General features: G+C 36.5%; 24 protein-coding genes. 15 read left to right on the plus strand and 9 right to left on the minus strand.

All coding sequences use genetic code 11. The annotated features are described in order from the left end of the window. Positions 1-43: 43 nt before the first annotated feature. Positions 44-271, minus strand: a complete 228-nt coding sequence (locus MW695_RS14845; RefSeq protein ID WP_247106112.1) for an excisionase family DNA-binding protein — start codon at positions 269-271, stop codon at positions 44-46. Positions 272-303: 32 nt separating this feature from the next. Continuing rightward, entirely contained in the window at positions 304-951 is a 648-nt protein-coding gene (gene trhA / locus MW695_RS14850) for a PAQR family membrane homeostasis protein TrhA (RefSeq protein ID WP_247106113.1), read from the minus strand. A gap of 281 nt (positions 952-1,232) precedes the next feature. Here trhA and MW695_RS14855 point away from each other — a divergent pair, with 281 nt between their 5' ends. Continuing rightward, entirely contained in the window at positions 1,233-1,760 is a 528-nt protein-coding gene (locus MW695_RS14855; RefSeq protein ID WP_247106114.1) for an HD domain-containing protein, read from the plus strand. A 62-nt stretch (positions 1,761-1,822) separates the two neighbouring features. Here the strand turns inward: MW695_RS14855 and MW695_RS14860 are convergent, their stop codons facing one another. After that, positions 1,823-2,383 (minus strand): TlpA disulfide reductase family protein, encoded by a 561-nt coding sequence (locus MW695_RS14860; RefSeq protein ID WP_247106115.1) that lies wholly within the window; start codon positions 2,381-2,383, stop codon positions 1,823-1,825. An 88-nt stretch (positions 2,384-2,471) separates the two neighbouring features. On the opposite strand from MW695_RS14860, the gene MW695_RS14865 reads away from it, so the two are divergent. Together MW695_RS14865 and trpS are read left to right on the plus strand one after the other, a co-directional pair. Then, positions 2,472-2,639, plus strand: coding sequence for a hypothetical protein (locus MW695_RS14865; protein WP_247106116.1), 168 nt, complete (start codon positions 2,472-2,474; stop codon positions 2,637-2,639). Between the two features lie 89 nt (positions 2,640-2,728). Then, a complete protein-coding gene (gene trpS / locus MW695_RS14870; RefSeq protein ID WP_247106117.1) occupies positions 2,729-3,709 on the plus strand; it encodes a tryptophan--tRNA ligase in 981 nt (326 codons plus the stop codon). A 379-nt stretch (positions 3,710-4,088) separates the two neighbouring features. On the opposite strand, the gene MW695_RS14875 is transcribed toward trpS, so the two are convergent. The 3 genes from MW695_RS14875 to MW695_RS14885 form a co-directional block, all read right to left on the minus strand. Beyond that, positions 4,089-4,832, minus strand: a complete 744-nt coding sequence (locus MW695_RS14875; protein ID WP_247106179.1) for a DUF3603 family protein — start codon at positions 4,830-4,832, stop codon at positions 4,089-4,091. Positions 4,833-4,930: 98 nt separating this feature from the next. After that, on the minus strand, positions 4,931-5,152 hold the full coding sequence (locus MW695_RS14880; protein ID WP_247106118.1) for a YuzI family membrane protein: 222 nt from the start codon (positions 5,150-5,152) through the stop codon (positions 4,931-4,933). Positions 5,153-5,213: 61 nt separating this feature from the next. Beyond that, positions 5,214-6,038, minus strand: a complete 825-nt coding sequence (locus tag MW695_RS14885) for a DUF2268 domain-containing putative Zn-dependent protease (protein ID WP_247106119.1) — start codon at positions 6,036-6,038, stop codon at positions 5,214-5,216. Positions 6,039-6,197: 159 nt separating this feature from the next. On the opposite strand from MW695_RS14885, the gene MW695_RS14890 reads away from it, so the two are divergent. Together MW695_RS14890 and MW695_RS14895 are read left to right on the plus strand one after the other, a co-directional pair. Next, entirely contained in the window at positions 6,198-6,344 is a 147-nt protein-coding gene (locus tag MW695_RS14890; RefSeq protein WP_247106120.1) for a hypothetical protein, read from the plus strand. A gap of 29 nt (positions 6,345-6,373) precedes the next feature. After that, positions 6,374-6,724, plus strand: coding sequence for a hypothetical protein (locus tag MW695_RS14895; RefSeq protein WP_247106121.1), 351 nt, complete (start codon positions 6,374-6,376; stop codon positions 6,722-6,724). Between the two features lie 55 nt (positions 6,725-6,779). Here the strand turns inward: MW695_RS14895 and MW695_RS14900 are convergent, their stop codons facing one another. After that, positions 6,780-8,936, minus strand: coding sequence for a DNA topoisomerase (locus MW695_RS14900; protein WP_247106122.1), 2,157 nt, complete (start codon positions 8,934-8,936; stop codon positions 6,780-6,782). A gap of 526 nt (positions 8,937-9,462) precedes the next feature. Between MW695_RS14900 and coaA the strand changes: the two genes are divergently transcribed. Next, positions 9,463-10,416: a type I pantothenate kinase gene (coaA, locus tag MW695_RS14905; RefSeq protein ID WP_247106123.1), complete on the plus strand. Its 954-nt coding sequence runs from the start codon at positions 9,463-9,465 to the stop codon at positions 10,414-10,416. A 262-nt stretch (positions 10,417-10,678) separates the two neighbouring features. On the opposite strand, the gene MW695_RS14910 is transcribed toward coaA, so the two are convergent. After that, positions 10,679-11,788 (minus strand): D-alanyl-D-alanine carboxypeptidase family protein, encoded by a 1,110-nt coding sequence (locus MW695_RS14910; protein WP_306421197.1) that lies wholly within the window; start codon positions 11,786-11,788, stop codon positions 10,679-10,681. A 286-nt stretch (positions 11,789-12,074) separates the two neighbouring features. Between MW695_RS14910 and MW695_RS14915 the strand changes: the two genes are divergently transcribed. The 8 genes from MW695_RS14915 (at position 12,075) to MW695_RS22720 (ending at position 18,974) form a co-directional block, all read left to right on the plus strand. Continuing rightward, positions 12,075-12,659: a cell wall hydrolase gene (locus MW695_RS14915; protein ID WP_247106124.1), complete on the plus strand. Its 585-nt coding sequence runs from the start codon at positions 12,075-12,077 to the stop codon at positions 12,657-12,659. A gap of 189 nt (positions 12,660-12,848) precedes the next feature. Beyond that, positions 12,849-13,601 (plus strand): GTP pyrophosphokinase, encoded by a 753-nt coding sequence (locus MW695_RS14920; protein WP_247106125.1) that lies wholly within the window; start codon positions 12,849-12,851, stop codon positions 13,599-13,601. Between the two features lie 217 nt (positions 13,602-13,818). Continuing rightward, positions 13,819-15,528 (plus strand): methyl-accepting chemotaxis protein, encoded by a 1,710-nt coding sequence (locus MW695_RS14925; RefSeq protein ID WP_247106126.1) that lies wholly within the window; start codon positions 13,819-13,821, stop codon positions 15,526-15,528. A 525-nt stretch (positions 15,529-16,053) separates the two neighbouring features. Further along, complete coding sequence (locus tag MW695_RS14930) at positions 16,054-16,440, plus strand: GntR family transcriptional regulator (protein ID WP_247106127.1); 387 nt, start codon at positions 16,054-16,056, stop codon at positions 16,438-16,440. Next, complete coding sequence (locus MW695_RS14935; protein WP_247106128.1) at positions 16,437-17,309, plus strand: ABC transporter ATP-binding protein; 873 nt, start codon at positions 16,437-16,439, stop codon at positions 17,307-17,309. Before MW695_RS14930 ends, MW695_RS14935 begins: the two co-directional genes overlap by 4 nt. Then, on the plus strand, positions 17,299-18,006 hold the full coding sequence (locus MW695_RS14940; RefSeq protein WP_247106129.1) for a hypothetical protein: 708 nt from the start codon (positions 17,299-17,301) through the stop codon (positions 18,004-18,006). The genes MW695_RS14935 and MW695_RS14940 overlap by 11 nt, the downstream gene beginning before the upstream one ends. 158 nt (positions 18,007-18,164) lie before the next feature. Continuing rightward, complete coding sequence (locus tag MW695_RS14945) at positions 18,165-18,605, plus strand: YtoQ family protein (protein ID WP_247106130.1); 441 nt, start codon at positions 18,165-18,167, stop codon at positions 18,603-18,605. A 240-nt stretch (positions 18,606-18,845) separates the two neighbouring features. Then, complete coding sequence (locus MW695_RS22720) at positions 18,846-18,974, plus strand: hypothetical protein (protein WP_260505917.1); 129 nt, start codon at positions 18,846-18,848, stop codon at positions 18,972-18,974. 55 nt (positions 18,975-19,029) lie between these two features. On the opposite strand, the gene MW695_RS14950 is transcribed toward MW695_RS22720, so the two are convergent. Further along, positions 19,030-19,767, minus strand: a complete 738-nt coding sequence (locus MW695_RS14950) for a metallophosphoesterase family protein (protein WP_247106131.1) — start codon at positions 19,765-19,767, stop codon at positions 19,030-19,032. A 175-nt stretch (positions 19,768-19,942) separates the two neighbouring features. Between MW695_RS14950 and MW695_RS14955 the strand changes: the two genes are divergently transcribed. Continuing rightward, positions 19,943-20,581 (plus strand): hypothetical protein, encoded by a 639-nt coding sequence (locus MW695_RS14955; RefSeq protein ID WP_247106132.1) that lies wholly within the window; start codon positions 19,943-19,945, stop codon positions 20,579-20,581. The last annotated feature ends 7 nt before the right edge of the window (positions 20,582-20,588 follow it).

Consider the following 20,588-nt stretch of genomic DNA (forward strand, 5'->3'; position numbering starts at 1 on the left):
CACTCATTTCTTTCTGGTTTTGTGGTCATCTTTAGCTTATGTACTAATCCTCATCTTTAGCATCCCAATCATCGGTAAGTGATTCAAGCTCTGTTAAAAGCTGCTTTTTTAATTGCTCAAGCTGTTCCTTATGACGTTCAAAGTAGTCTTGGTTAACAAGCCAATTTTCACCGTCAAAAAGAGCTTTCACGTTCCCTTCTTGGATTTGCTGCTCTAAATAAGCTACAGGCAAATCCAAATATTTAGCAAGCTCTTTTAATGTCACAAACATGCTTCTTCCCCCTCTATATCCCTTAACCGAATTTATGACAGTGGAAGTACATGGAATAAAATCATAATAAAATGAAGGATTGAACCAGCAAGAACAAATAAGTGCCAAATAGCATGATGAAATTTAAACCCTCTCCAAACGTAGAAGATCGTCCCAAATGTGTAGCAAACACCACCTGCAACTAGCAGAACCATACCTGTTGTTGATAAGGTAGAAACAATCGTGCTCATCGGGATAATCGCAAGCCATCCCATCGCAATATAAAATAACGTAGATAAAAATAAGAAACGTTTTACAAAGAACACTTTAAAAATGACACCTATTGTTGCTATTCCCCAAATAACACCAAATAGCGTCCAACCTAGCGCACCTTGAATGACAATAAATAAAATAGGCGTATACGTACCTGCTATAAACAAATAAATTGAAGCATGATCGAAAATTTCAAATAAGTCTTTCACTTTCCCAGGAGGAAAAGCATGCACTAATGTGGATGATAAATATAACAAAAGCATAGTTACACCATAAATCGTAAAACTTACAATGTGTAAGGCTGATCCATATATCGATGAAAATACAATTAATAAAACAAGTCCAGCAACACTTAACAGTGCTCCTAAACCGTGTGTAATTGCATTAGCGATTTCCTCTTGCTTCGTAAACGTGTGTGTGGAGGCCATTTTTATTTCACTCCTTTCATTACTATATTAACTATAACATAAAATGCTACGAAAAACTGCGTAGTAGCCTTTTCTTCATTACGTAGCACGTAGTCTACAATGATGTTACATTTGTCTGAAAAGTGGAGTTTTTTTAAAACAAACGTGGAGATACTAAACCGTCGCCTTCCCTTGAAGCCATTTTCAACTACCGTGAATGTAAAAATTTCATTTGTCAAAAAGAATGTAAATCTATATAATAGAAAAAATACACTTTTTTAATAAAACGTAAGGAGGATATTATGAGACATGTTACGTTAATTGATGTATTTGAACATCCAATTACTCAAAAGTATATAAAACGATCTGGCATGGCTCATGCTATCGCTTGTGCCTACCATGCGTTTAAACTTTCCCATCAATATAATGTTGAAACGGACACGGCAACGAAAGCTGCATTTTTACATGATATCGGTCATTATACGTGGTATCGTAATGGCCAATGGGATTACGAGCTATACAAGGAAAATGATATTCATGCAATTAAAGGGTCAGAGCGGGCTCATAAATTACTCATACGTCTAGGGGAGCATCCGAAAAAGGCCAAGGAGATTGCTTTAGCCATTCTTTTTCATACAGATTCCTATTTACCTGGAGGTCGTTTGCAATTAAACCCTCTCCAACACGTTGTCGCATTAGCAGATAAAGCCGACGAAGAGCCAGGCGGAAATCACCATTATCGGAAAATTAGCGATGAACAAGCGAGGCAACAGCTCCAACGCTTAGATCAGCAAATTGACCAACTGCAAAACGTCGCCCAAGGCTACTAATCCGAAAGTCATTGGAAAAGTTGGTCTTTAACTTTTTCAATGACCCTTTCACAATGATCTTGTCACTGCTTAAAAATGACAGAGTCAATGATCTCCTCTGAAAGCATTCCATTAATCCGTTCCAAAACGATTCCGTCTTCATCTATAACGAGAGTCGTTGGTATCCCTATCACTTCATATAATTCCATCACTTCTCCCTCTTCATCCATCATCGGATCAAAGGAAGCTCGAAAATAATCAAGAAACGGCTTCACCTCAGACTTACTTTGCTCTTGGCTTGTCAAATTCACGACGACCAATTCTCTACCTGCTTTCTTTAAGCGCTCGTCTAAAGCGACAATTAAAGGCATTTCCTCTTGACAAGGTGCACACCAAGTAGCAAAAAAATGTAGGACTATTCCTTGTCCTCTATAATCGTTAAGCGATACATTCTTACCTGATAACGTATGAAGAGAAAATTCCTTCGCTTGTTGTCCAATTTGAACACCTGGTTTGACCATGTTTGCTACAGATTCCTCTAACTGTTGAAATGTTGATTGTGATTGACTGTACATAAAACCGACCACACATAATAACACGATGAGTGCAGCACGATAAAATATCTGTTTACTTTGATAGATCATTCTCTCACCCCTCACTTGTTTGAGCTGTTATAATGAAACGTATGTCCCAATTTTTGAAATCATGCAAATAAGTAAAGGAGATTTTTAAATGGCATTGTTGCAGCTTATTCAATTGTGTGCAATCCTCCTGCTAGCTGGTTATATCCTTTTTCTTTCCCTCTATTCCTTATCAGTCGATGTGATCTTCTTCGCATTATTAAGCCTAAATTTGATCTTATGGATTTTACGTCTTAGAGGTAAGCATAAGCAAGAATGAAACACCCTATACAAAATTAAGCTCTCTCTAGGCATTTGCATTCTGTTTTGGTATGATTTGTTTATGGAATTGTAGAAAGGATGGACAAAATGAAAACAGTATTTTCTGGAATACAGCCGAGTGGAACATTAACATTAGGAAATTATTTAGGTGCGATGAAGCACTTTGTCGATATGCAGGAAGATTATAACTGTTATTTCTGTATCGTGGACCAACATGCGATCACCGTTCCACAAGATCGCCTACAGCTAAAAAAGAATATTAAAAGCCTAGCAGCCCTATATTTAGCAGTTGGAATTGATCATGACAAATCGACTTTATTTATCCAATCTGAAGTACCAGCACACGCACAATTAGGTTGGATTATGCAATGTGTTTCATACATAGGTGAACTTGAACGAATGACACAATTTAAAGATAAATCTGAAGGAAAAGAAGCTGTATCTTCAGCCTTACTAACATATCCTCCATTAATGGCTGCTGATATTTTGTTATACAAAACAGATATTGTGCCTGTTGGAGAAGATCAGAAGCAACACCTTGAATTGACTCGCGATTTAGCCGAACGCTTTAACAAAAAGCATAATGACATTTTCACCATTCCTGAAGTGAAAATTCCTAAGGTTGGAGCACGTATTATGTCATTAAACGATCCACATAAGAAAATGAGTAAATCAAATCCTAATCCAAAAAGCTACATCTCTATGCTAGATGATGAAGCAACGATTACGAAAAAAATAAAAAGTGCAGTAACAGATACTGAAGGCACTATACACTTTGACAGAGAAACAAAACCAGCCGTATCGAATTTATTAACCATTTATTCATTATGCACAGGTATCGACATAAACGAACTAGAAGCAACTTATAGCGGAAAAGGCTATGGTGAATTTAAATCCGATTTGGCTGTAGCTGTTGTTCAAACATTAAAGCCGATCCAAGACCGATATTATGAACTTGTTAATTCTGATGAGTTAGACAAAATTCTTGATCACGGAGCGGAAAAGGCGAACAAAGTGGCCACTAAAATGATGAAAAAAGCAGAAAAAGCAATGGGATTAGGAAGATAAACGGCATGCATTCGAACGAAAGAGGCTGGGACCGCCCTTTACTTTAAAGAGTAAGAAATAATGAAAAAAAGTCGATGGAATTTTACTTATCGTAAAATTTCACCGACTTTTTCATTTCAGAGGAGGGTTTTGTCCCATCCTCTTTTTTACAATTCTTATATGATTAATAACCTGCATTACGCTTCATGATTTTCCCTACGAAAAATGATAAGCCTAATGTTCCCACTAAGATTACAACCGTTAAAATCTGCATAACTGCATAAGCAAATCCATCCATATGATAGCTCTCCCTTCACCGATCGTCCTTCTTATTATTATAGGAGAGTTCATAAATCATGTAAATATTTTATACCCAATAAATTTGAACGATTTCCAAACACTACTTAACCCTTTCATTCTGTTCCAACTCCCATAACTTCTCAAAGAAAGCTTGTCCCTTTACCATAGCTTCACATAATGCCTCATGTTGTGTACTCCATCCATCCTTAACCTCTGCATACAATTGAGTCCAAGCATCTTCTCGAGTTAACATTTGAATCCTAACATAATCCTGAGGGCACCATTCTGTGTACCAATAGCGCACTTCTGCATCCGTACCCGTAGAATATAATTGATCTAACGCCATATACAAAAGCTGCTTTAACTGTCTCTCTTTACGCGTAAGCCCTTTTAGTTCATGAGGATGAGGCGAAAGGATATGATACTCTTTTTCCACTGCCTCTTCTACTGAAAATCGTTTGACGCTCTCCTGTTTTATTTTTTCATAGACTGCCTGCTCTTGTCTTGGTGTTAAGCGACTTTTACGAATTGGTGTCTTATAGCCCATAGTATCAATCGCAATCATTCGTACACCATCAGTCGCAATAAAACAATAATCCAGTTGGATTCGCGACATATTTTTGCGTAAGTAACTTTGGTGATGAACATACGCCAACAACTCTTCTGGTAACTCCAGTAATTGATTTTCAATGTAATCAAACAAATTTCGATTCACCCATGCTAAAATAGCTTGGTCTAATACTTCAATTCGGTCATCACTACGCCATTCATGAAACTCACACACATTATAGCCGTTTTCCTCACCTTCAAACCAATTAACCCATACATCACGGATATGGACCACCATAGCCATAGCCCTCCTAACTGTAAGCTTTTGTATCCACAGTATAGGCAGACCTCAACCAGTTTATTCCACTGAATTCATGATTTCATTTCTTACCTTCACTTCTTAACTCTTTTTCTCCATGAAATTTCATACGTAATGCTCAATAAGATAAGAATAAGCCCGATTAAAAAAACATATAACTCAACCCGACGAATGATAAATGATACGTACATTGAAAATTCGTAGCCAGTCGTTAATAAATTTAAATAGGCAACTAACGAAATCCCACCGACCACAGCGAAGACAAAGCCTAAGATGAGGAAAAACAATCGAATCATTTTTTTCACCTGCTTTTTAATTTTTATCCTAAACCATCACCTCTCCTTAAATGACAACACTTCATCGTTCTGTTTTAAAATAGGAGGAACACTTATATAATGAGCTCGCATCAACAGTAAGCATATTTTTCGTCGATATATATTGGTTTGCTGCAGACTCAATTAATTTAAAACCTACATAATATCCTAACCAAAGTGGAACACCTGTGTTTGGATCACCATACAGTAAAGTGTGATACGCTTTTCTTCCTTTCTTATAAAGAAACGGTTTTAAAAAATGATCAAACCATCCAATTGAAGAAGCTTCATCATAGTATCGTGTCCATACAGCACACTCCTGCTTTCCGAGCTCTTCTTTAACAGCCCATTCTGCAAGACCCTCCATACAGATTGATTCTAATAATGTCATTTTCTCTTCATTTTCCTTTGTATGAGCTAGGCGACACACATGATGATATTCGTGAATGGTTAACGCTCGTAACTGTTCTTTTGTTATTGTTGGCTTTATTAATAAAACGATAGCATGTGATAATGTGATGCCTGTTTTTTCCCCTAATTTCTTTAATAATGGTGGTGGTTCATCGATAAGAGGTAATATATAAATTTTACAAGCGGGTCCATCCCATTTTTTTCGTAACCGTTCATATTCTTGTTTCACGATTGACCAAGGGTGTAGCTGTAACCACGTATCGATGTCCTCCTCACTTACCAGTTGATCTGGAGTAAACAATCCTAATTGCCATAAATAAGCTTGAAGACTATCAACATGATCGGTTTGGAACAGCGAACATAACGGTTCGATGATCCACTTTTGTTGTCGATTCATCTTATCTCCATAGCTTTTTACATATGCTTGTAACCATTTATCCGTACGAACGACTCCCATGCAACACCCTCCCTAGTTCTACTATATGAGACAACACTTTAAATTGAACCATGTTAGACGAATTCTTCTTAAATGTATTGGGATATTCATAAATAATGAACGAAAAACTTCAATTGCGAATAAACTAAATAAAGACGTTTGCTAGAAGTAGGTGAAAACATGGAAGATAACGTACAAAGAATGGTCCTATTAGTCGTAATCCTATTCATTATCTTTAGCTTTTTAACAGGATTCGATGTTACAAATGATGCGGATGTTGACAACGATGCTTTAGACCCAGCAAGTCCATTACTACTTTATGATTAACCTTAACGAACCATTAAGGAGGGGTTTATATGTATCAGAATGGTCCACCTCATTACAACCCCTATAATACTAAACAACAGTATTACTATAATCAGCAATCACAATCACCGCCACCGCCATTTCAACCTCAGCAGGCTCCAAATCAAAACAACAAAAAAAAGCCACAACTATCACCGAATACGCTTGCAGTTGTGACCGCTCTGTTAACAAATGCATTAACAGTGCAATCGGTATTAATCGATAAAGATAAAACGATTCAAGTTCTATTAGAAGGCTCATTACATGTTCCAAATAAATCAGAGCTCGACATTCTCATTGATCAAGTACGTGATGTACCAGTAGGAGACTTTATTAACTCACTGTTAAATCAAGAAAAATAGAAGCTATGCGTGTTCTGCATGTTCACACGCATAGCTTTAAGTAATTCAAACTTGATTATTGATTACTCTTCTGTTCGAATTTCATCGTCCATCCATAACGCTTTTCTTCTTTCTTCCATTCATATTTCAAAATCGCTGAAAACGATTTTCCTTTTTTACTTTTTAAGCCCTTCACCTTCGCTTCTCCATGTTTCAAAATCGATTTGACCATCGTTTTTGTCGGCTTCTTATTTAAAGCAGCTAAGTAACGATCATTTTTCCAAATGACAAAGGTACACCCACTTTTCCAATTGCTGCATCCAAACCCCTTTTTTCCCTCAATAACTTGATGGTTACACCTTGGACATGCACCTAGAGTTTCATTTGTCTTCAATGAAGGAGACTGCTGTTTAATGACCACATCATCAGATTGCTTCATTCGGTCAACCATTTGTCCAGTTAGCTTTGTAATAAAAGTTAAAAAAACATCCTTATGTAAGCGATTTTTCTCAATTTCCGATAAAGCTTTCTCAAGTCTACCGGTAAAATGTAAATCAAATAACTCTTTAATTGGCAACGTTTCAACTAGCTTTTTACCTAACTCCGTGCACGTTATATTCTTTTCTTTAAACGTAATATAACCGACCTTTTTTAATTTTTTTATCGTGTCAGCTCTCGTTGCAGGAGTCCCGATGCTGTAACCACTTAATATTGAATCAAGCCATTCATTCTCCTCTTGGCCTTCCTTAGAACTCTCTATATGTTTCCCGCATGTTTCCATTACCTTCAATAATGTCTTTTCCGTATGTGGCTTTGGTGGTTTCGTTTGTTTCTTTTCGACTTTTACGTTCTGGAGAAGGACGTCTTCATTTTCGTGAATCAACGGCAGCATGACATCCTTTGATACATCATCCTCCACCTCCTTCCAACCTTTCTCTAACTGAACCTTTCCTTTTGCGCGAAAAAAACCATCAACCTGTTCATACGGTACTAGCTTAATCACCGTTTCTTCATAAGTAGCTATTGGCATAAATTGCATGAGGAATCGATTTCTTATTGCTTCATAAACGATCTTTTCATCTTGAGTGAACGATTTCGGAATGACATATGTTGGAATGATCGCACTGTGACTTTCTACTTTCGCATTGTTAAAAACTCGTTTCGACTGATGAAATTTTAGTTTATGTTCATAAGACAATCCTGCTTTCAACGTTTGCAAAACTTTCTCAGCCTTTTGTTTTAAACTCTCATCCAATGCAACACTAGAAGTTCTCGGATACGTAATCCACTTCTTCTCATATAGTTGCTGGGCGACTTTTAACACCTTATCAGACGTCCATCCGCGATATTTACTCGTTATGTAGCCTTGTAAATGAGTCAAATTAAATAAAAGGGGAGCGTATTCCTTCTTTTGCTTGACATCCTTCTTCACAACCTTTGCCCTTTTCCCTTGAAGTAATCCAGCTATATGATCTAACTGGCTCCGCTCCTTAAACGTATTTGACTTCAAATAATAGTCCGCTTCAAAATGATCGTTGTTTGCCGTTTGACAACGGGCTTTCAACTTATAATAATCTTCTGGCTGAAACTGCGCTATTTCTTGATCTCGATCATAAATGATCTTTAATGTCGGCATAAGAACTCGACCGACGTTGAGAGCCCCTTTTCTCGCTCCTTTTTGGTAACATAACGTCGCAACGGACGTCAAATTAATACCTAACAACCAATCTGCCCATTGACGACTTAACCCCGCATCACGTAAAGGACTCAACTCACTGTTATCCTTTAACCTTAATAGACCTGCTCGAACTTCTTCCCCTGTCCATTCATTTAATAACAGACGATACACTTTTTTTCTACTCCCAATTTTCAGAAGAATTGTATCGGCAATTAATTGACCTTCTCGATCATAGTCACACGCAGAAATGACCTCTGCTACATCTGTTCGGGAGATTAAACGTTTAATGAGCATAAATTGCTTATAGGAGCCCTGCCTTCGATCTTTTTTTACTTTATATTGAAATGTTGGTGGTATAAATGGAAAGTATTCTAACTTCCAAGATGCTTTTTCTTCGTCATAATCTTTTACATCATAGAGCTCCAGTAAATGTCCGTAGGCCCATGTAATGATATATCCATTGCCTTCATAATAACCGTCTTTACGTCCCTTTATTTGAAGCGCATCTGCTATATTTCTTGCGACAGAAGGCTTTTCAGCAATAATGACCTTCATCTTATCGCATCCTTTCAATAAACTTCCTACAGAATCTATGTTAGAACACTTCTTTTTGAAATTCTACTTTTATTCAAAAAAAACCGCGTGAATCCACTGAAGAAGTGCAAATCAAGAGGCCACTGAAAAAGTTTGGTTTTAACTTTTTCAGTGGCATTGAAGTAATGTGCGTAGCCGTTGCCCGATTTTGAAAGCCTTGCAATGAGTGGGTTTCTCATAGCAAGGCGCGCAACGAGCGGAGCCATTACTCTTCCTTGAGTTACTAGAAAGGACTTTTTCAGTGACCTCCAAATCAACCTTTGATTAGGCAAACAACGGTTTCATTCGTTACTTGATATAAAAAAAACACTCGTATCAGGTTTTCAAAATAGGCATTATTCACGCCCAATACGAAAAGCCAACGAAAAAGTTAAAAACCAAACTTTTTCAATGCCCTTATAAAACGAATTAGTTACATTTTCACTGAAAGAAATGGTAGTATTAAATCAATTAATTGTACCTACTAACATGACTAAAGGAGATTTGTATGTCAACTCTACATCAAAAAGCACCCTTGTCTACTTATACCACCTTTACAAGACAAGAATGGGCAAATTTATCAGAAGCAACGAAGGAAATTTTATCAGACGAAGAACGAACAAAAATCGGAAGTATCGATCAAACAATATCTGCTGATGAAGTTGCGGATGTTTATTTACCACTTTCCCAACTTCTTTATTTAAATATGGAGCAAGCGTTATCATTACATAGTAAGACAAATCGCTTCCTTCAGAAACAAACAAAAAAAACACCATATATTATTGGCATTGCTGGGAGTGTATCAGTTGGAAAAAGCACAACTGCTAGGTTATTACAGGCGCTTATTAAACGATGGCCATCAAAGCCTTCGGTTGAACTTATTACAACGGATGGATTTCTTTATCCGAATGCCATTTTGCAAAAGAAGAATTTAATGAAAAGAAAAGGGTTTCCCGAAAGCTATGATATAGAACGACTCATTCACTTTTTATATGATTTGAAATCTGGCACGTCTGGCATCGAAGCACCTTTATACTCTCATTTGACGTATGACGTATTGCCAGATACTCACCAAACGATTGATAACCCTGACGTCGTCATCATTGAAGGAATTAACGTGCTCCAAGTAAACAAGAAAAATCAGCACATTCCTCATGTCTTCGTTTCTGATTTCTTTGACTTTTCTATTTATGTCGATGCTGATGAGCGCAATATACAAGCTTGGTATATTGAACGCTTCAAACTATTACGAAATACCGCGTTTCAAAAATCCGAATCTTATTTTCATCAATATCGCGATTTAAGTGATTACGAAGCGGAAGAGATTTCAAGAGGAATCTGGCAATCGATTAATGCCATAAATCTTGAAGAAAACATTAGACCAACTCGTCATCGTGCCGATATGATTTTAAAAAAAGGCGCAGGTCACAAAGTAAAAGAAGTCCGATTGAAAAATTTATAGTGATTGTTCAAAATGGGCGTTGTTTCCCTTCCTTTTTGAATAACCTAGAAGCAATGAGTGTAGTCGTTACATCTTTTAAAGTCTTGTGGTGAGTCGTTTTCTCTTCACAAGATGCGTAGCGAATGTAGCAATTTCATATTTTTTGGTGGTTTTTGAGCATGCTCCTATAGAAGTTTCAACATCTTAAAAGGCACCAAAAACTTAAGTCCAAATTTTTTCAGTGCCCTCTTCACTCTTTCTACACACCCAATCTATATACCTATTAAGATACCCATCCAAAATAAGATAAAATTCGATAGAAGAAGGAATTCGAATCTTCTGCACTTTCCTCTCCTTCTTCTACTATAACGTCTTCATTGCTCTTTTCAGTCTCGACTAATTCTAATATAGAAGACATTAACCGATTATTGTTTTCATCAACTACACGTAATAACCCTGAATCATTGACATATACACTGGATTTTTCGCCTTTTTTTTGAACGTAATGTACATCATCGTTTAATTGAAAAACCTTTTTCGTATCCGTTTTGAATTTTTCGCCGGACTCTAACGTATGCAATTCATAAGAATCAAAACCATAATCTAATAACGCAGCTGTATCCTCATATGCATGTGAAGCAGATGGAGAGTTTAACGTAACGGCTATTAGCTCCATGCCATCTCGCTCAGCAGAAGTTACTAATGTATAACCAGATTTTCGAACAAATCCATTTTTCACACCAGTTGTTCCCTCATAATCCCACAGCATTCGATGGTGATTATAGATTATCGTTTCCCATCCTTCCCCATTCCATTCCATTTCTTTCATTGCTACAATTTCACGAAAAAGTTCATTCTCCAACGCATATTGCGTAATCTTCGCCATATCATATGCTGTTGTTATATGATTCTCATCAAATAACCCATGCGGGTTTGTAAAATTCGTACGACTTACCCCAATTTCATCATGAATAAAACGGTTCATTTCAAGAGCAAAGGCTTCCTCACTACCTGATATATGATGAGCAATGGCTGTTCCTGCATCATTACCTGAGTTAATAAGTAATCCTTGAATTAACGTTAATAGAGAAACCTCTTCATCTTCTAATAAATATACTCTAGTTCCAATCACTTCTGTTGCTTCCTTCGGTACTACAACTGTATCATCTACATGACCTTTTTCAATTGCCATTATAGCCGTTAAAATCTTTGTAATACTTGCTGGATACATCTGCTGTTGACTATCCTGTTCATACAAAATGTTTCCGCTTGTCGTATCCATTAAAACAGCCGTCTCACTATGTAATGAAGCTAGTTCTTCACCATAGATAGGTAAAGGTATAAACAAGTAACACATAGCCAGAAAACAAAAAAACAACGTACTAAACCTCATACTTTCCTCCTATTCACCATAATCTCATTCAACATTATAAAGGATAAATGTTACAGTTCGATATCATTCTAGTTACGGATGAAAAAAAATAGGTATATGTAGCTAGTATTTTATATTTCAATAGTGTTTCGTCATTCGTTACACAAATGTAAGATAACAAGCTCAGCTTTACAGCTACTAGTAATCTAGCAGCTAAAACCATTCAAATGGAAAATAACTCCTAAAGAAAAGCTACTATTTTTTTGTTAGGTTAGTAGACGAACAACTTTTAGGAGGTAATCACACAATGAAAAAAATAATTATGACAGTATGTGCAACAGCCATGATCTTTATTGGCGCACAAGGAGTACAAGCACAAACAACACATGAGGTCGTATCTGGAGACACTCTTTATCTATTAGGACAAAAATATGGCGTTTCTGTTCATGATATAAAAAAATCAAATAGTAAACAGTCGGATGTCATTTATATTGGAGAGCATTTACAAATTCCTAATAGTATTTCATCGACCGAGAGAGACTTATTAGCGCGACTTGTTCACGCAGAAGCACAAGGAGAGCCTTATTCTGGTAAGGTAGCCGTTGCAACTGTTGTTTTAAATCGCGTTGATCATGATGATTTTCCGAATTCGATCTACAATGTCATCCATGAAGTCGCGCCATCTGGACACTATGCCTTCTCTCCAGTACAAAATGGTCATATTAATCGTTCTGCTGATGATGAAGCAAAACGGGCAGTCGATGAAGCTCTAGCATTTAGAGGTCAGGGGGCAGGATCATTATTTTTCTATAATCCAGATATTGCTACGAATCATTGGATTGCAACTCGGACCGAAACGACGAGAATTGGAAACCATGTATTTGCAAAATAACCGTTAGTATTCAGAAAATCTTTCATGAAGGTCACAGAGAAAGTCCATTTCTTTTCAGTGATCTTCTTCTTTTTTTGATAGTTTTCCATAATTCGGTCATCTTCATGAAAATTAAAGCCTTTCCATTGATTTTATTCATTATTTTGTCATAATAATAGTGTAGAAAAAGTAAAGCTGAGGGGATTAGCTATGGATACAGATAAAATCGATATGAGTCAATTAAAAAAGTTCAAACATGAAGTGACAAGGTTTATGATGGCGTATAAGTTTGCTCTTGATAAAATGGATACAAGAATCGATATTTTAAAGCAAGAATTTGAATATATTCATGAATACAATCCAATCGAACATGTTAGCTCTCGTTTAAAATCACCTGAAAGTCTGTTAACGAAAATTCAACGTAAAAAAATCCCTCTTTCCTTAAATGGTATTAAAGAACAAGTACATGACATTGCTGGCATACGCATCACTTGTTCATTTCTATCAGATATTTATACGATCTGTGATATGATACAACGTCAGAAGGACCTTCAAGTTATAGAGATGAAAGATTATATTGCAAGTCCAAAACCAAATGGGTATCGTAGTCTTCACCTCATAGTTGAAGTACCTGTTTTCATGTCTGATCGGGAAATTCATGTTTATGTAGAAGTGCAAATACGTACAATTGCAATGGATTTTTGGGCTAGTTTAGAGCATAAGATTTTTTATAAATACAACAAAACGATCCCAACAAGACTAGTTAATGAATTAAAAGAAGCAGCTGAATCTGCATCAGCATTAGATTATAAAATGGAAACGATCCATAAGGAAGTAACGAATATTAAAGCTGCTCAAGATGAAGAAGAATCGTTGCGATCGCTAGACTGGAATAATGAAACGTTTAAGCTGCCTTCTGGATTATTGCAATCCATTCTAGGTGGAGGGAAATCTTCATCTTAATCCGGAACATTTCTTAAAATGACTTGCAAAATGATTCGATTGTGTCACGTTTTTAGAAACGAACAACTACAAGCACTTTAGTTAAATCAATGGTTATAGTAGCTCCTCTTAAATTACTCCTCATACTACAATTTTATATGAAACATATATCTCCTTTACATTCCCTTTACATTCCTTTGATACAATCAACTTATTGTATCAAAGGGGGTATTTAGAAATGAGTAAAAAGAACCATAAGAAAGAACACTTCTTTCATTCTTTCTGGAAAAAAGTGAATTTACGTTTACGCTTGCTTATTCTCTTATTTTCATTATTAACCATCTCAGTCACTTCAGTAGGCCTTATTTCTTACATTGTCGCTGAACGAACAACTTTAGCTTCAATGGAAAATCGACTAGAAAGAGAGACTGAGCTAATTGGTCATATTGCAGAAAACCTACATTTTTTGTATGTGAGTGATCATGACTATTTTATGCAGCTTCTTAATATTAATATCAGAGAACAGCATGAAACCTTTCTAAAGGAAGGAATTGAGGCTGACTTTCTTTACGTATCTGAGAATAATGTGTTTCCATTTAACGTGAGTGAAACTACACTTCCGTCTATCACTCAAGATATCATATCTAGCATGAGCAATTCGCCTAACGGAATCATTCATACCGAGTTAGATGGTATGGACTATACGATTACGTTTCGTGAGATGAGTGAAATCAATGGAACTTATGCAATTATCATTCCAAGGCATTCGTATATGGCACCTGTTCATCGCATGTCTCAGCTATCTATTATTGTAGGCTTTACGATTATTATCATTGCGACACTACTGATGTTATTATTAGTACGAACGATAACTAAGCCATTAACTATTTTGCAACAGACAATGAGAACAGTAAGAGAGGGTGATTTGCAACAAACACCATTAATAAAAACCACGATTCCTGAAATCTTATCTTTACATAAAAGCTATATTGCGATGATTCAGCATATGCGTTCGATGGTAACAGACTTAAAAAAAACTACGCATGAATTAGAAGTAACAGGAACACAACTAAGCACTTCTTCAGAAAATTCCCTTACATCAAGTCAGCAATTAGTTGAATCTATTCATGTAGTCAAGGAAGGCGCTGAACAAACCGCCATTAGCTCTGAAAGTAATTTAACTAACCTTAAACAAATGAATCAAAAGGTTGAAAAAATGCTCCTTAAAATGGAACAATTAGCTAATCAATCTAATGAAGTAGGCGATTCAGCTAAAAAAGGAGAAAAAACCGTCGCTAGCCTTATCCAAACGATCCATACTTTTCTAGGTGATTTCACCCAATTAACGCAAACCATTAAAGATGTTAAGCAACATTCCTCTTCGATTATGAATGTCGTTGATTTAATTAATGAAATAGCCGAGCAAACGAAATTATTAGCTTTAAATGCGACTATCGAAGCTGCTCGAGCAGGTGATGCCGGTAAAGGATTTGCAGTCGTAGCAACAGAGGTTCGCAAGCTTGCTGAACAATCTTCTAAGGCCACTGAACAGATTTCGGACTCCATCTCCAATATGGAAGCAAAAACGCTCGAAGCGAATAATGAATTCAATCAAATGCTAGATAAAACAAAATCGAACTTAAAAATGGCCAACAGTTCCAAACAATCATTAGACTCTCTTATGCAAGAAATCTCATCAGTGGGTATCAACCTTGATCAAATGAAAAAGGAAGTAGAACAATTTAATCATTTACTACCAGCTTTAGAACAAACATCACATAGTTTAACATCAATATCACAGGAAACATCTGCCAGTTCAGAAGAAATGATGGCGACGAGTGATGAACAAATCCAACAAGTACAGACTACTCATCAAATTGGTTTAACATTAACAGATTTATCGTCATCGCTTTCTAAGTTAACGAAACAATTTAAAGTGAGTGAGTAATGAACCAAAATTTCTGAGAAATAAAGCAACACTCACACTAAGGACATTGAGAAGTTTATCTTTTCAATTGACTGGTTTTATTCCATATATCCTTCTCCCTTTTTGTACGACAACGTATAAGAGAGGGTTTTTAAGGGCTCTGATTAGCACCCTTTGATTTTCTCTTTCCTTTTGAAAGAGTCAGCCTGTCGACAAAGTCTCGCAAAAGCGAGACAGTCGACAGGCTTTTTTTGAGTAGTTACCACGATACGGCGCTGCCAACTGAGACTGTAGAAACACCCACCCTCCAGTGTCACCAATAGAAAATAGAGGAAATAACGTAAAAACGCCTTTGAGAAAAAATTCTCAAAGACGTTTTGTCTACGGTCTGTCCCTTTCTTTTTGAAAGAGTTTATTTTATATTTCCATATAACAATTTGTCCCATATACAAAGTCTTACATATCAGTATTTTTATCATTTAAATAAATACCCTATTGACTTTTTCGTTCATTACCTTTATGGTTAATTACATAAGTAACTAACCAATGAACGAAGGTGAGAACATGTCAAACAGCTTCGAGGACGATAAGCCCCTGTTTCAGCAAATTGCTGAAAGGATCGAGGAGAGTATTCTAGATGGGTCAATAGTCGAGGGAGAGCGTATTCCTTCTACAAATGAATTGGCAAAATATTATCAAATTAATCCAGCAACTGCTGGAAAAGGCATTAATCAATTAGTCGATCAGTCGATTATTTTTAAAAAGCGAGGGATTGGGATGTTCGTTACAGATGGTGCACGATCAATTATTTTGCAGAAACGGAAGGATGATTTTTATGATGAGTACATTGTTCCATTGAAAGCTGAAGCGAAGAGAATTGGCATTTCAAGCGAAGCTTTACTTACACTTATTAAGGAGGATGAGGAAGCATGATTACCTTTAAAAACGTATCAAAATCATATGATAACAAGGTTGCTCTAAACGAGATTCACCTAGAACTTGAGAGAAACAAAATATACGGATTACTCGGTCGAAACGGCGCTGGTAAAACAACGATGCTCCAGCTTTTATCTGGTCATATGTTACCTGATCAAGGAAAAGTTTTGATTAATGGCGAAGAGCCTTTTAATAATAAGAAAGCATTAGACCAAATTTGTTTCGTTAGTGAGAGTGGAAATTTCAAACAACGCCTCAAAATTAAACATGCACTAAAAATTGCATCCTTCTATTATCCAAAATGGTCAAATGATGTCGCAATTCGATTACTTGACGTATTCGAGCTCGACCAAAATTTAAATGTTAAAGGGTTGTCAAAAGGAATGGAATCAGCTTTAGGTATTATTATCGGTCTTGCTAGCCGCTCTCCAATCACCATCTTTGATGAGCCTTACATTGGACTAGATGCTTCCTTACGCTACACATTTTATGACATTTTACTCGAAGAATATGAAGCTGAGCCAAGAACGATTATTTTATCTACCCATTTAATCGATGAAGTAAGTGACTTATTCGAAGAGATTATTTTAGTAAAAGATCAGCAAATTTTATTACATGAGACGGCAGAGCAATTAAAAGCAAAAAGCTTAAAGATTAGTGGTCCTAAAACGGCGATTCAGGCTTTTTGTAAAAATAAACATGTTTTGCATCAGTCTGAAATGATGGGCAAACAGACGGCCATTTTATATGGGGATGCAACGATAACAGATGCTAAGAAAGCCGGTATTGAAGCTGAACATTGTCATATTCAAGAATTAATGGTTTATTTGACGACCAAAAAGGAGCGAAAGCCTTATGTATCGTGATATTCGAGCAAATACTTATTTCCTTTATAACGATTTTCGTTTTTCATTAGTTGTATTTTGGTCTATCTTTACAGCTAGTGTATTACTATTATTTGCATTGTCGCTATCGTTCTCACTTGAAACAACGATCATTATTTCACCAAGTATGGCCATTTTTTTCTTCTGTGGCTTCTCAGGTTACTTAACGGTAAAAGACAGCTTTCCATTTATGATCAAAATGGGATCAACACGTTCAGGTTTTGTTGTAAGCGTCATGTTGTTTAATCTCATATTGTCACTATTCATGGCAACCGTTTCTCTTATTATGACTGAAGTGATATCCTTGTTCAATCGCTTAACACAAAATGATCACTTTCAACTATATACAACGATTCAATTAACAACGTTAAACGAAACATGGATCTATACATTACTTCTTGATTTCTTTGTCTGCTTTTTCTTACTAACAGCTTTTCTACTAATAGGCTCTCTCTTCTATCGGTTCGGATTAATAGGCGGTGGAAGTGTGTTAGCGATCGTTCTTATTATTAATCTAATAGCGAATATTCGACACTGGTTAATGGGTTTGTTTCTTGAGTTTCAGGAGTATATGATCACAATTAACTTTGTGAACAGCTTTCTCCTTCTAGTCACTGTCATGATCACAATCTGGATTATCCTACAAAAAGCCCCAACTACTTCCAAACCTACACGTTAAAGTTGATTGGTGATATGTGATACCTTTTATAAGAGGTGTTCAAGAGGTGATTCAAAAAGGGAAAAATAGCCCTTTTTGAACGGCCTCTATAAATATGTTTAGAATACGTACAAAATGGGAAATAACAAATTATATGTAACCATTCGGGAGGTAAAAAGATGGAACTAACTGTATATTTAGCTGGTCAAATTCATGACCATTGGCGGGAAGAGGTCATTCAAAAAGCAAAGCAACAAGGTCTACCTTTAACTTTTGTTGCACCTCAAACGAATCATGACCGCTCTGACCGTGTCGGTGAGGACATATTAGGAAAGCAACCTGGAAACGTTTACCGAGATGATGCAGCATCCGATATTAATAATTTCCGGACCGAGGTCCTTATGCGAAAATCTGATATCGTTATTGCATTATTCGGAGAAACGTATAAACAATGGAATACAGCAATGGATGCGGCTACAGCGATTAACATGAACAAACCAACGATCATAATTAGACCTAAATCATTAGTTCACCCCTTGAAGGAACTAGCTAATAAAGCAAATGTAACAGTGGAGACTATTGATCAAGCACTAGAAACTATCGGTTATATTTTTGAATAAAAAAACTGCAAGCGGCTTTTCTTAAATGCGTCATGCGTAGTCGCTACAAGGACTTAAGCTTCCATAAAAGTGGAGTTATTTCAAAAATACGTGTATCGTACGGAGCCGAGCCCTTCTCTGAACAAATCAGTGCAATGAAAAAGTTGATTAGTGTCCTCAATTTTTTCACCTTAGATAAAGTAACGTGAATTAGGACACAATATGGGTGATTAAATACAAATGAAGGGGAGGTTTGCTAGTATGAGTAAACGTTCAAAATCGAAGCGTAACATGATTGAAAGCAAGGATGCTGTTCAACCTGCAAACAAAAAAGAACGAACAACGATCTCTAAAATGACGAGAGGAAACGCTGCTGCTGATCAAGAATAGAAAATTATCCTTACAAGGTGTCTGTTCCCTTATCAGGACAGACACCGTTCTTTTTTCATTTCGCTCCTCGATATTGTCCTGTCCGAAGTTCTAACGTATATTCTTCTAATTCAGGCATATTCATTTCTTTTGCTCGCCGAATCGCCAATTCTACATCGTATGGAACACGCATAAATTGAATGGAAAATACCCCTTCTTCTAATTGATCACGGATTCCTTCTAGGATCACATATGATGCTTGTACTTGATCAAGGGGATTACCGACGCTTCCTACATTCATAATCGTCTGCCGTTTATGATGCTGAATGTAAGCATTATGAATATCTCCATAAATAATGATGTTCGGTTTTGTTTCCCCTGCAATATTTGCTGTTAATTCACTATTTTGAAATAAACTCATGCGGTCATCAATCGCGTCCCAAGGTTGAATTCTCTCGTAGACACTTCTTGGAGATGCATGAAAGAAACGAATCAGCTGACCACTTAACCAAAACTCATATGAATGAGGAAGGCTTCGTAAATATTGAACGTCCTCATCAGTTAATTGCTCCTGATGCCACTTAATCACTTCATAATCAGTTGGTTTAGTGATAAAGTCATCCCAGTTCCCCATGACGACATGGTCACAATGCTGTTTAATTATGTCAACAGATTTTTTTGATTCAGGACCTTTGCCAACCAAATCACCAAGACAAATGATCTCATCTATTGACCGTAACCCTATGTCCTCTAGTACAGCCTCAAGTGCTGGGATATTTCCATGAATATCAGACACAATCGCTAAACGCTTCATTAGGACCTCCTCACTCAACTTCTTTGTTGTATTAATGACTATGAATATACACTTTTCGTTATCCAACGTCAAAGTCCTGCTTTTCCTAACTATTTTTCCTGAAATTAAAGGTTTCATTTCATAAAATAGGGAATATATGTAGTAGAAAAGCAATCCATCCAAAGGAGGGATGAAAATGAGCTATAACCGCACACGTATTGAGCGCATTCGCACTAATTATGTCAATCGCCTTACCTCCTCGACAGGCGTTCATGCTGTTGAAGAGATTGAAGCAACACGACCAATAGCAAATGAAACAAAATACCCTGCCGATAACTTTATCCTTTCCTACGAACGTTATTACCGGGCTTTACAAGATTTAAAAGACGAATTTAAGCAATTTTATCATCATGAGCAAGAGCTCAAAAAAGCTATAGAACAGCTAAATGCGAATGAAACCTTTATTTATCAAACAGAGCAGCTTATTCATAAATTCAACAACGCCATTACGGCTCTTTCTCAATATGATCGTGTTGCAGGGACTTGCCATACTGAGGCAATCCATAACATTTTACAGCAATATGATGAGCCTTTTTCAGAAATAGGGCTGCACATTAACGAAGACAACCATTTAACCCTAAACACTATGAAGTTACTACATTTTTTAACGGAATCAAAAAATACAGGGACCGATCTCATAGGTAGGTTTAAATCACTCATTTTAAAAGAGTATTACTCATTCCTAAAGGTGAAGCCTTCTCGAACTAAAATGGAACATGCTTATGAACCCCCTACACTACAAACAAAAGGATTGATGATCGAGGAGCAACGTTGACCAACCG

It is taken from the genome of Halalkalibacter sp. APA_J-10(15), from assembly GCF_023017105.1.
Taxonomy (GTDB): domain Bacteria; phylum Bacillota; class Bacilli; order Bacillales; family Bacillaceae_D; genus Halalkalibacter.

Coding starts and splice junctions, on each gene's coding strand:
- MW695_RS14845 (WP_247106112.1), bottom strand. CDS start 271: ATGTTTGTGACATTAAAAGAGCTTGCTAAATATTTGGATTTGCCTGTA.
- trhA (WP_247106113.1), bottom strand. CDS start 951: ATGGCCTCCACACACACGTTTACGAAGCAAGAGGAAATCGCTAATGCA.
- MW695_RS14855 (WP_247106114.1), top strand. CDS start 1,233: ATGAGACATGTTACGTTAATTGATGTATTTGAACATCCAATTACTCAA.
- MW695_RS14860 (WP_247106115.1), bottom strand. CDS start 2,383: ATGATCTATCAAAGTAAACAGATATTTTATCGTGCTGCACTCATCGTG.
- MW695_RS14865 (WP_247106116.1), top strand. CDS start 2,472: ATGGCATTGTTGCAGCTTATTCAATTGTGTGCAATCCTCCTGCTAGCT.
- trpS (WP_247106117.1), top strand. CDS start 2,729: ATGAAAACAGTATTTTCTGGAATACAGCCGAGTGGAACATTAACATTA.
- MW695_RS14880 (WP_247106118.1), bottom strand. CDS start 5,152: ATGATTCGATTGTTTTTCCTCATCTTAGGCTTTGTCTTCGCTGTGGTC.
- MW695_RS14885 (WP_247106119.1), bottom strand. CDS start 6,038: ATGGGAGTCGTTCGTACGGATAAATGGTTACAAGCATATGTAAAAAGC.
- MW695_RS14890 (WP_247106120.1), top strand. CDS start 6,198: ATGGAAGATAACGTACAAAGAATGGTCCTATTAGTCGTAATCCTATTC.
- MW695_RS14895 (WP_247106121.1), top strand. CDS start 6,374: ATGTATCAGAATGGTCCACCTCATTACAACCCCTATAATACTAAACAA.
- MW695_RS14900 (WP_247106122.1), bottom strand. CDS start 8,936: ATGAAGGTCATTATTGCTGAAAAGCCTTCTGTCGCAAGAAATATAGCA.
- coaA (WP_247106123.1), top strand. CDS start 9,463: ATGTCAACTCTACATCAAAAAGCACCCTTGTCTACTTATACCACCTTT.
- MW695_RS14910 (WP_306421197.1), bottom strand. CDS start 11,788: ATGAGGTTTAGTACGTTGTTTTTTTGTTTTCTGGCTATGTGTTACTTG.
- MW695_RS14915 (WP_247106124.1), top strand. CDS start 12,075: ATGAAAAAAATAATTATGACAGTATGTGCAACAGCCATGATCTTTATT.
- MW695_RS14920 (WP_247106125.1), top strand. CDS start 12,849: ATGGATACAGATAAAATCGATATGAGTCAATTAAAAAAGTTCAAACAT.
- MW695_RS14925 (WP_247106126.1), top strand. CDS start 13,819: ATGAGTAAAAAGAACCATAAGAAAGAACACTTCTTTCATTCTTTCTGG.
- MW695_RS14930 (WP_247106127.1), top strand. CDS start 16,054: ATGAACGAAGGTGAGAACATGTCAAACAGCTTCGAGGACGATAAGCCC.
- MW695_RS14935 (WP_247106128.1), top strand. CDS start 16,437: ATGATTACCTTTAAAAACGTATCAAAATCATATGATAACAAGGTTGCT.
- MW695_RS14940 (WP_247106129.1), top strand. CDS start 17,299: ATGTATCGTGATATTCGAGCAAATACTTATTTCCTTTATAACGATTTT.
- MW695_RS14945 (WP_247106130.1), top strand. CDS start 18,165: ATGGAACTAACTGTATATTTAGCTGGTCAAATTCATGACCATTGGCGG.
- MW695_RS22720 (WP_260505917.1), top strand. CDS start 18,846: ATGAGTAAACGTTCAAAATCGAAGCGTAACATGATTGAAAGCAAGGAT.
- MW695_RS14950 (WP_247106131.1), bottom strand. CDS start 19,767: ATGAAGCGTTTAGCGATTGTGTCTGATATTCATGGAAATATCCCAGCA.
- MW695_RS14955 (WP_247106132.1), top strand. CDS start 19,943: ATGAGCTATAACCGCACACGTATTGAGCGCATTCGCACTAATTATGTC.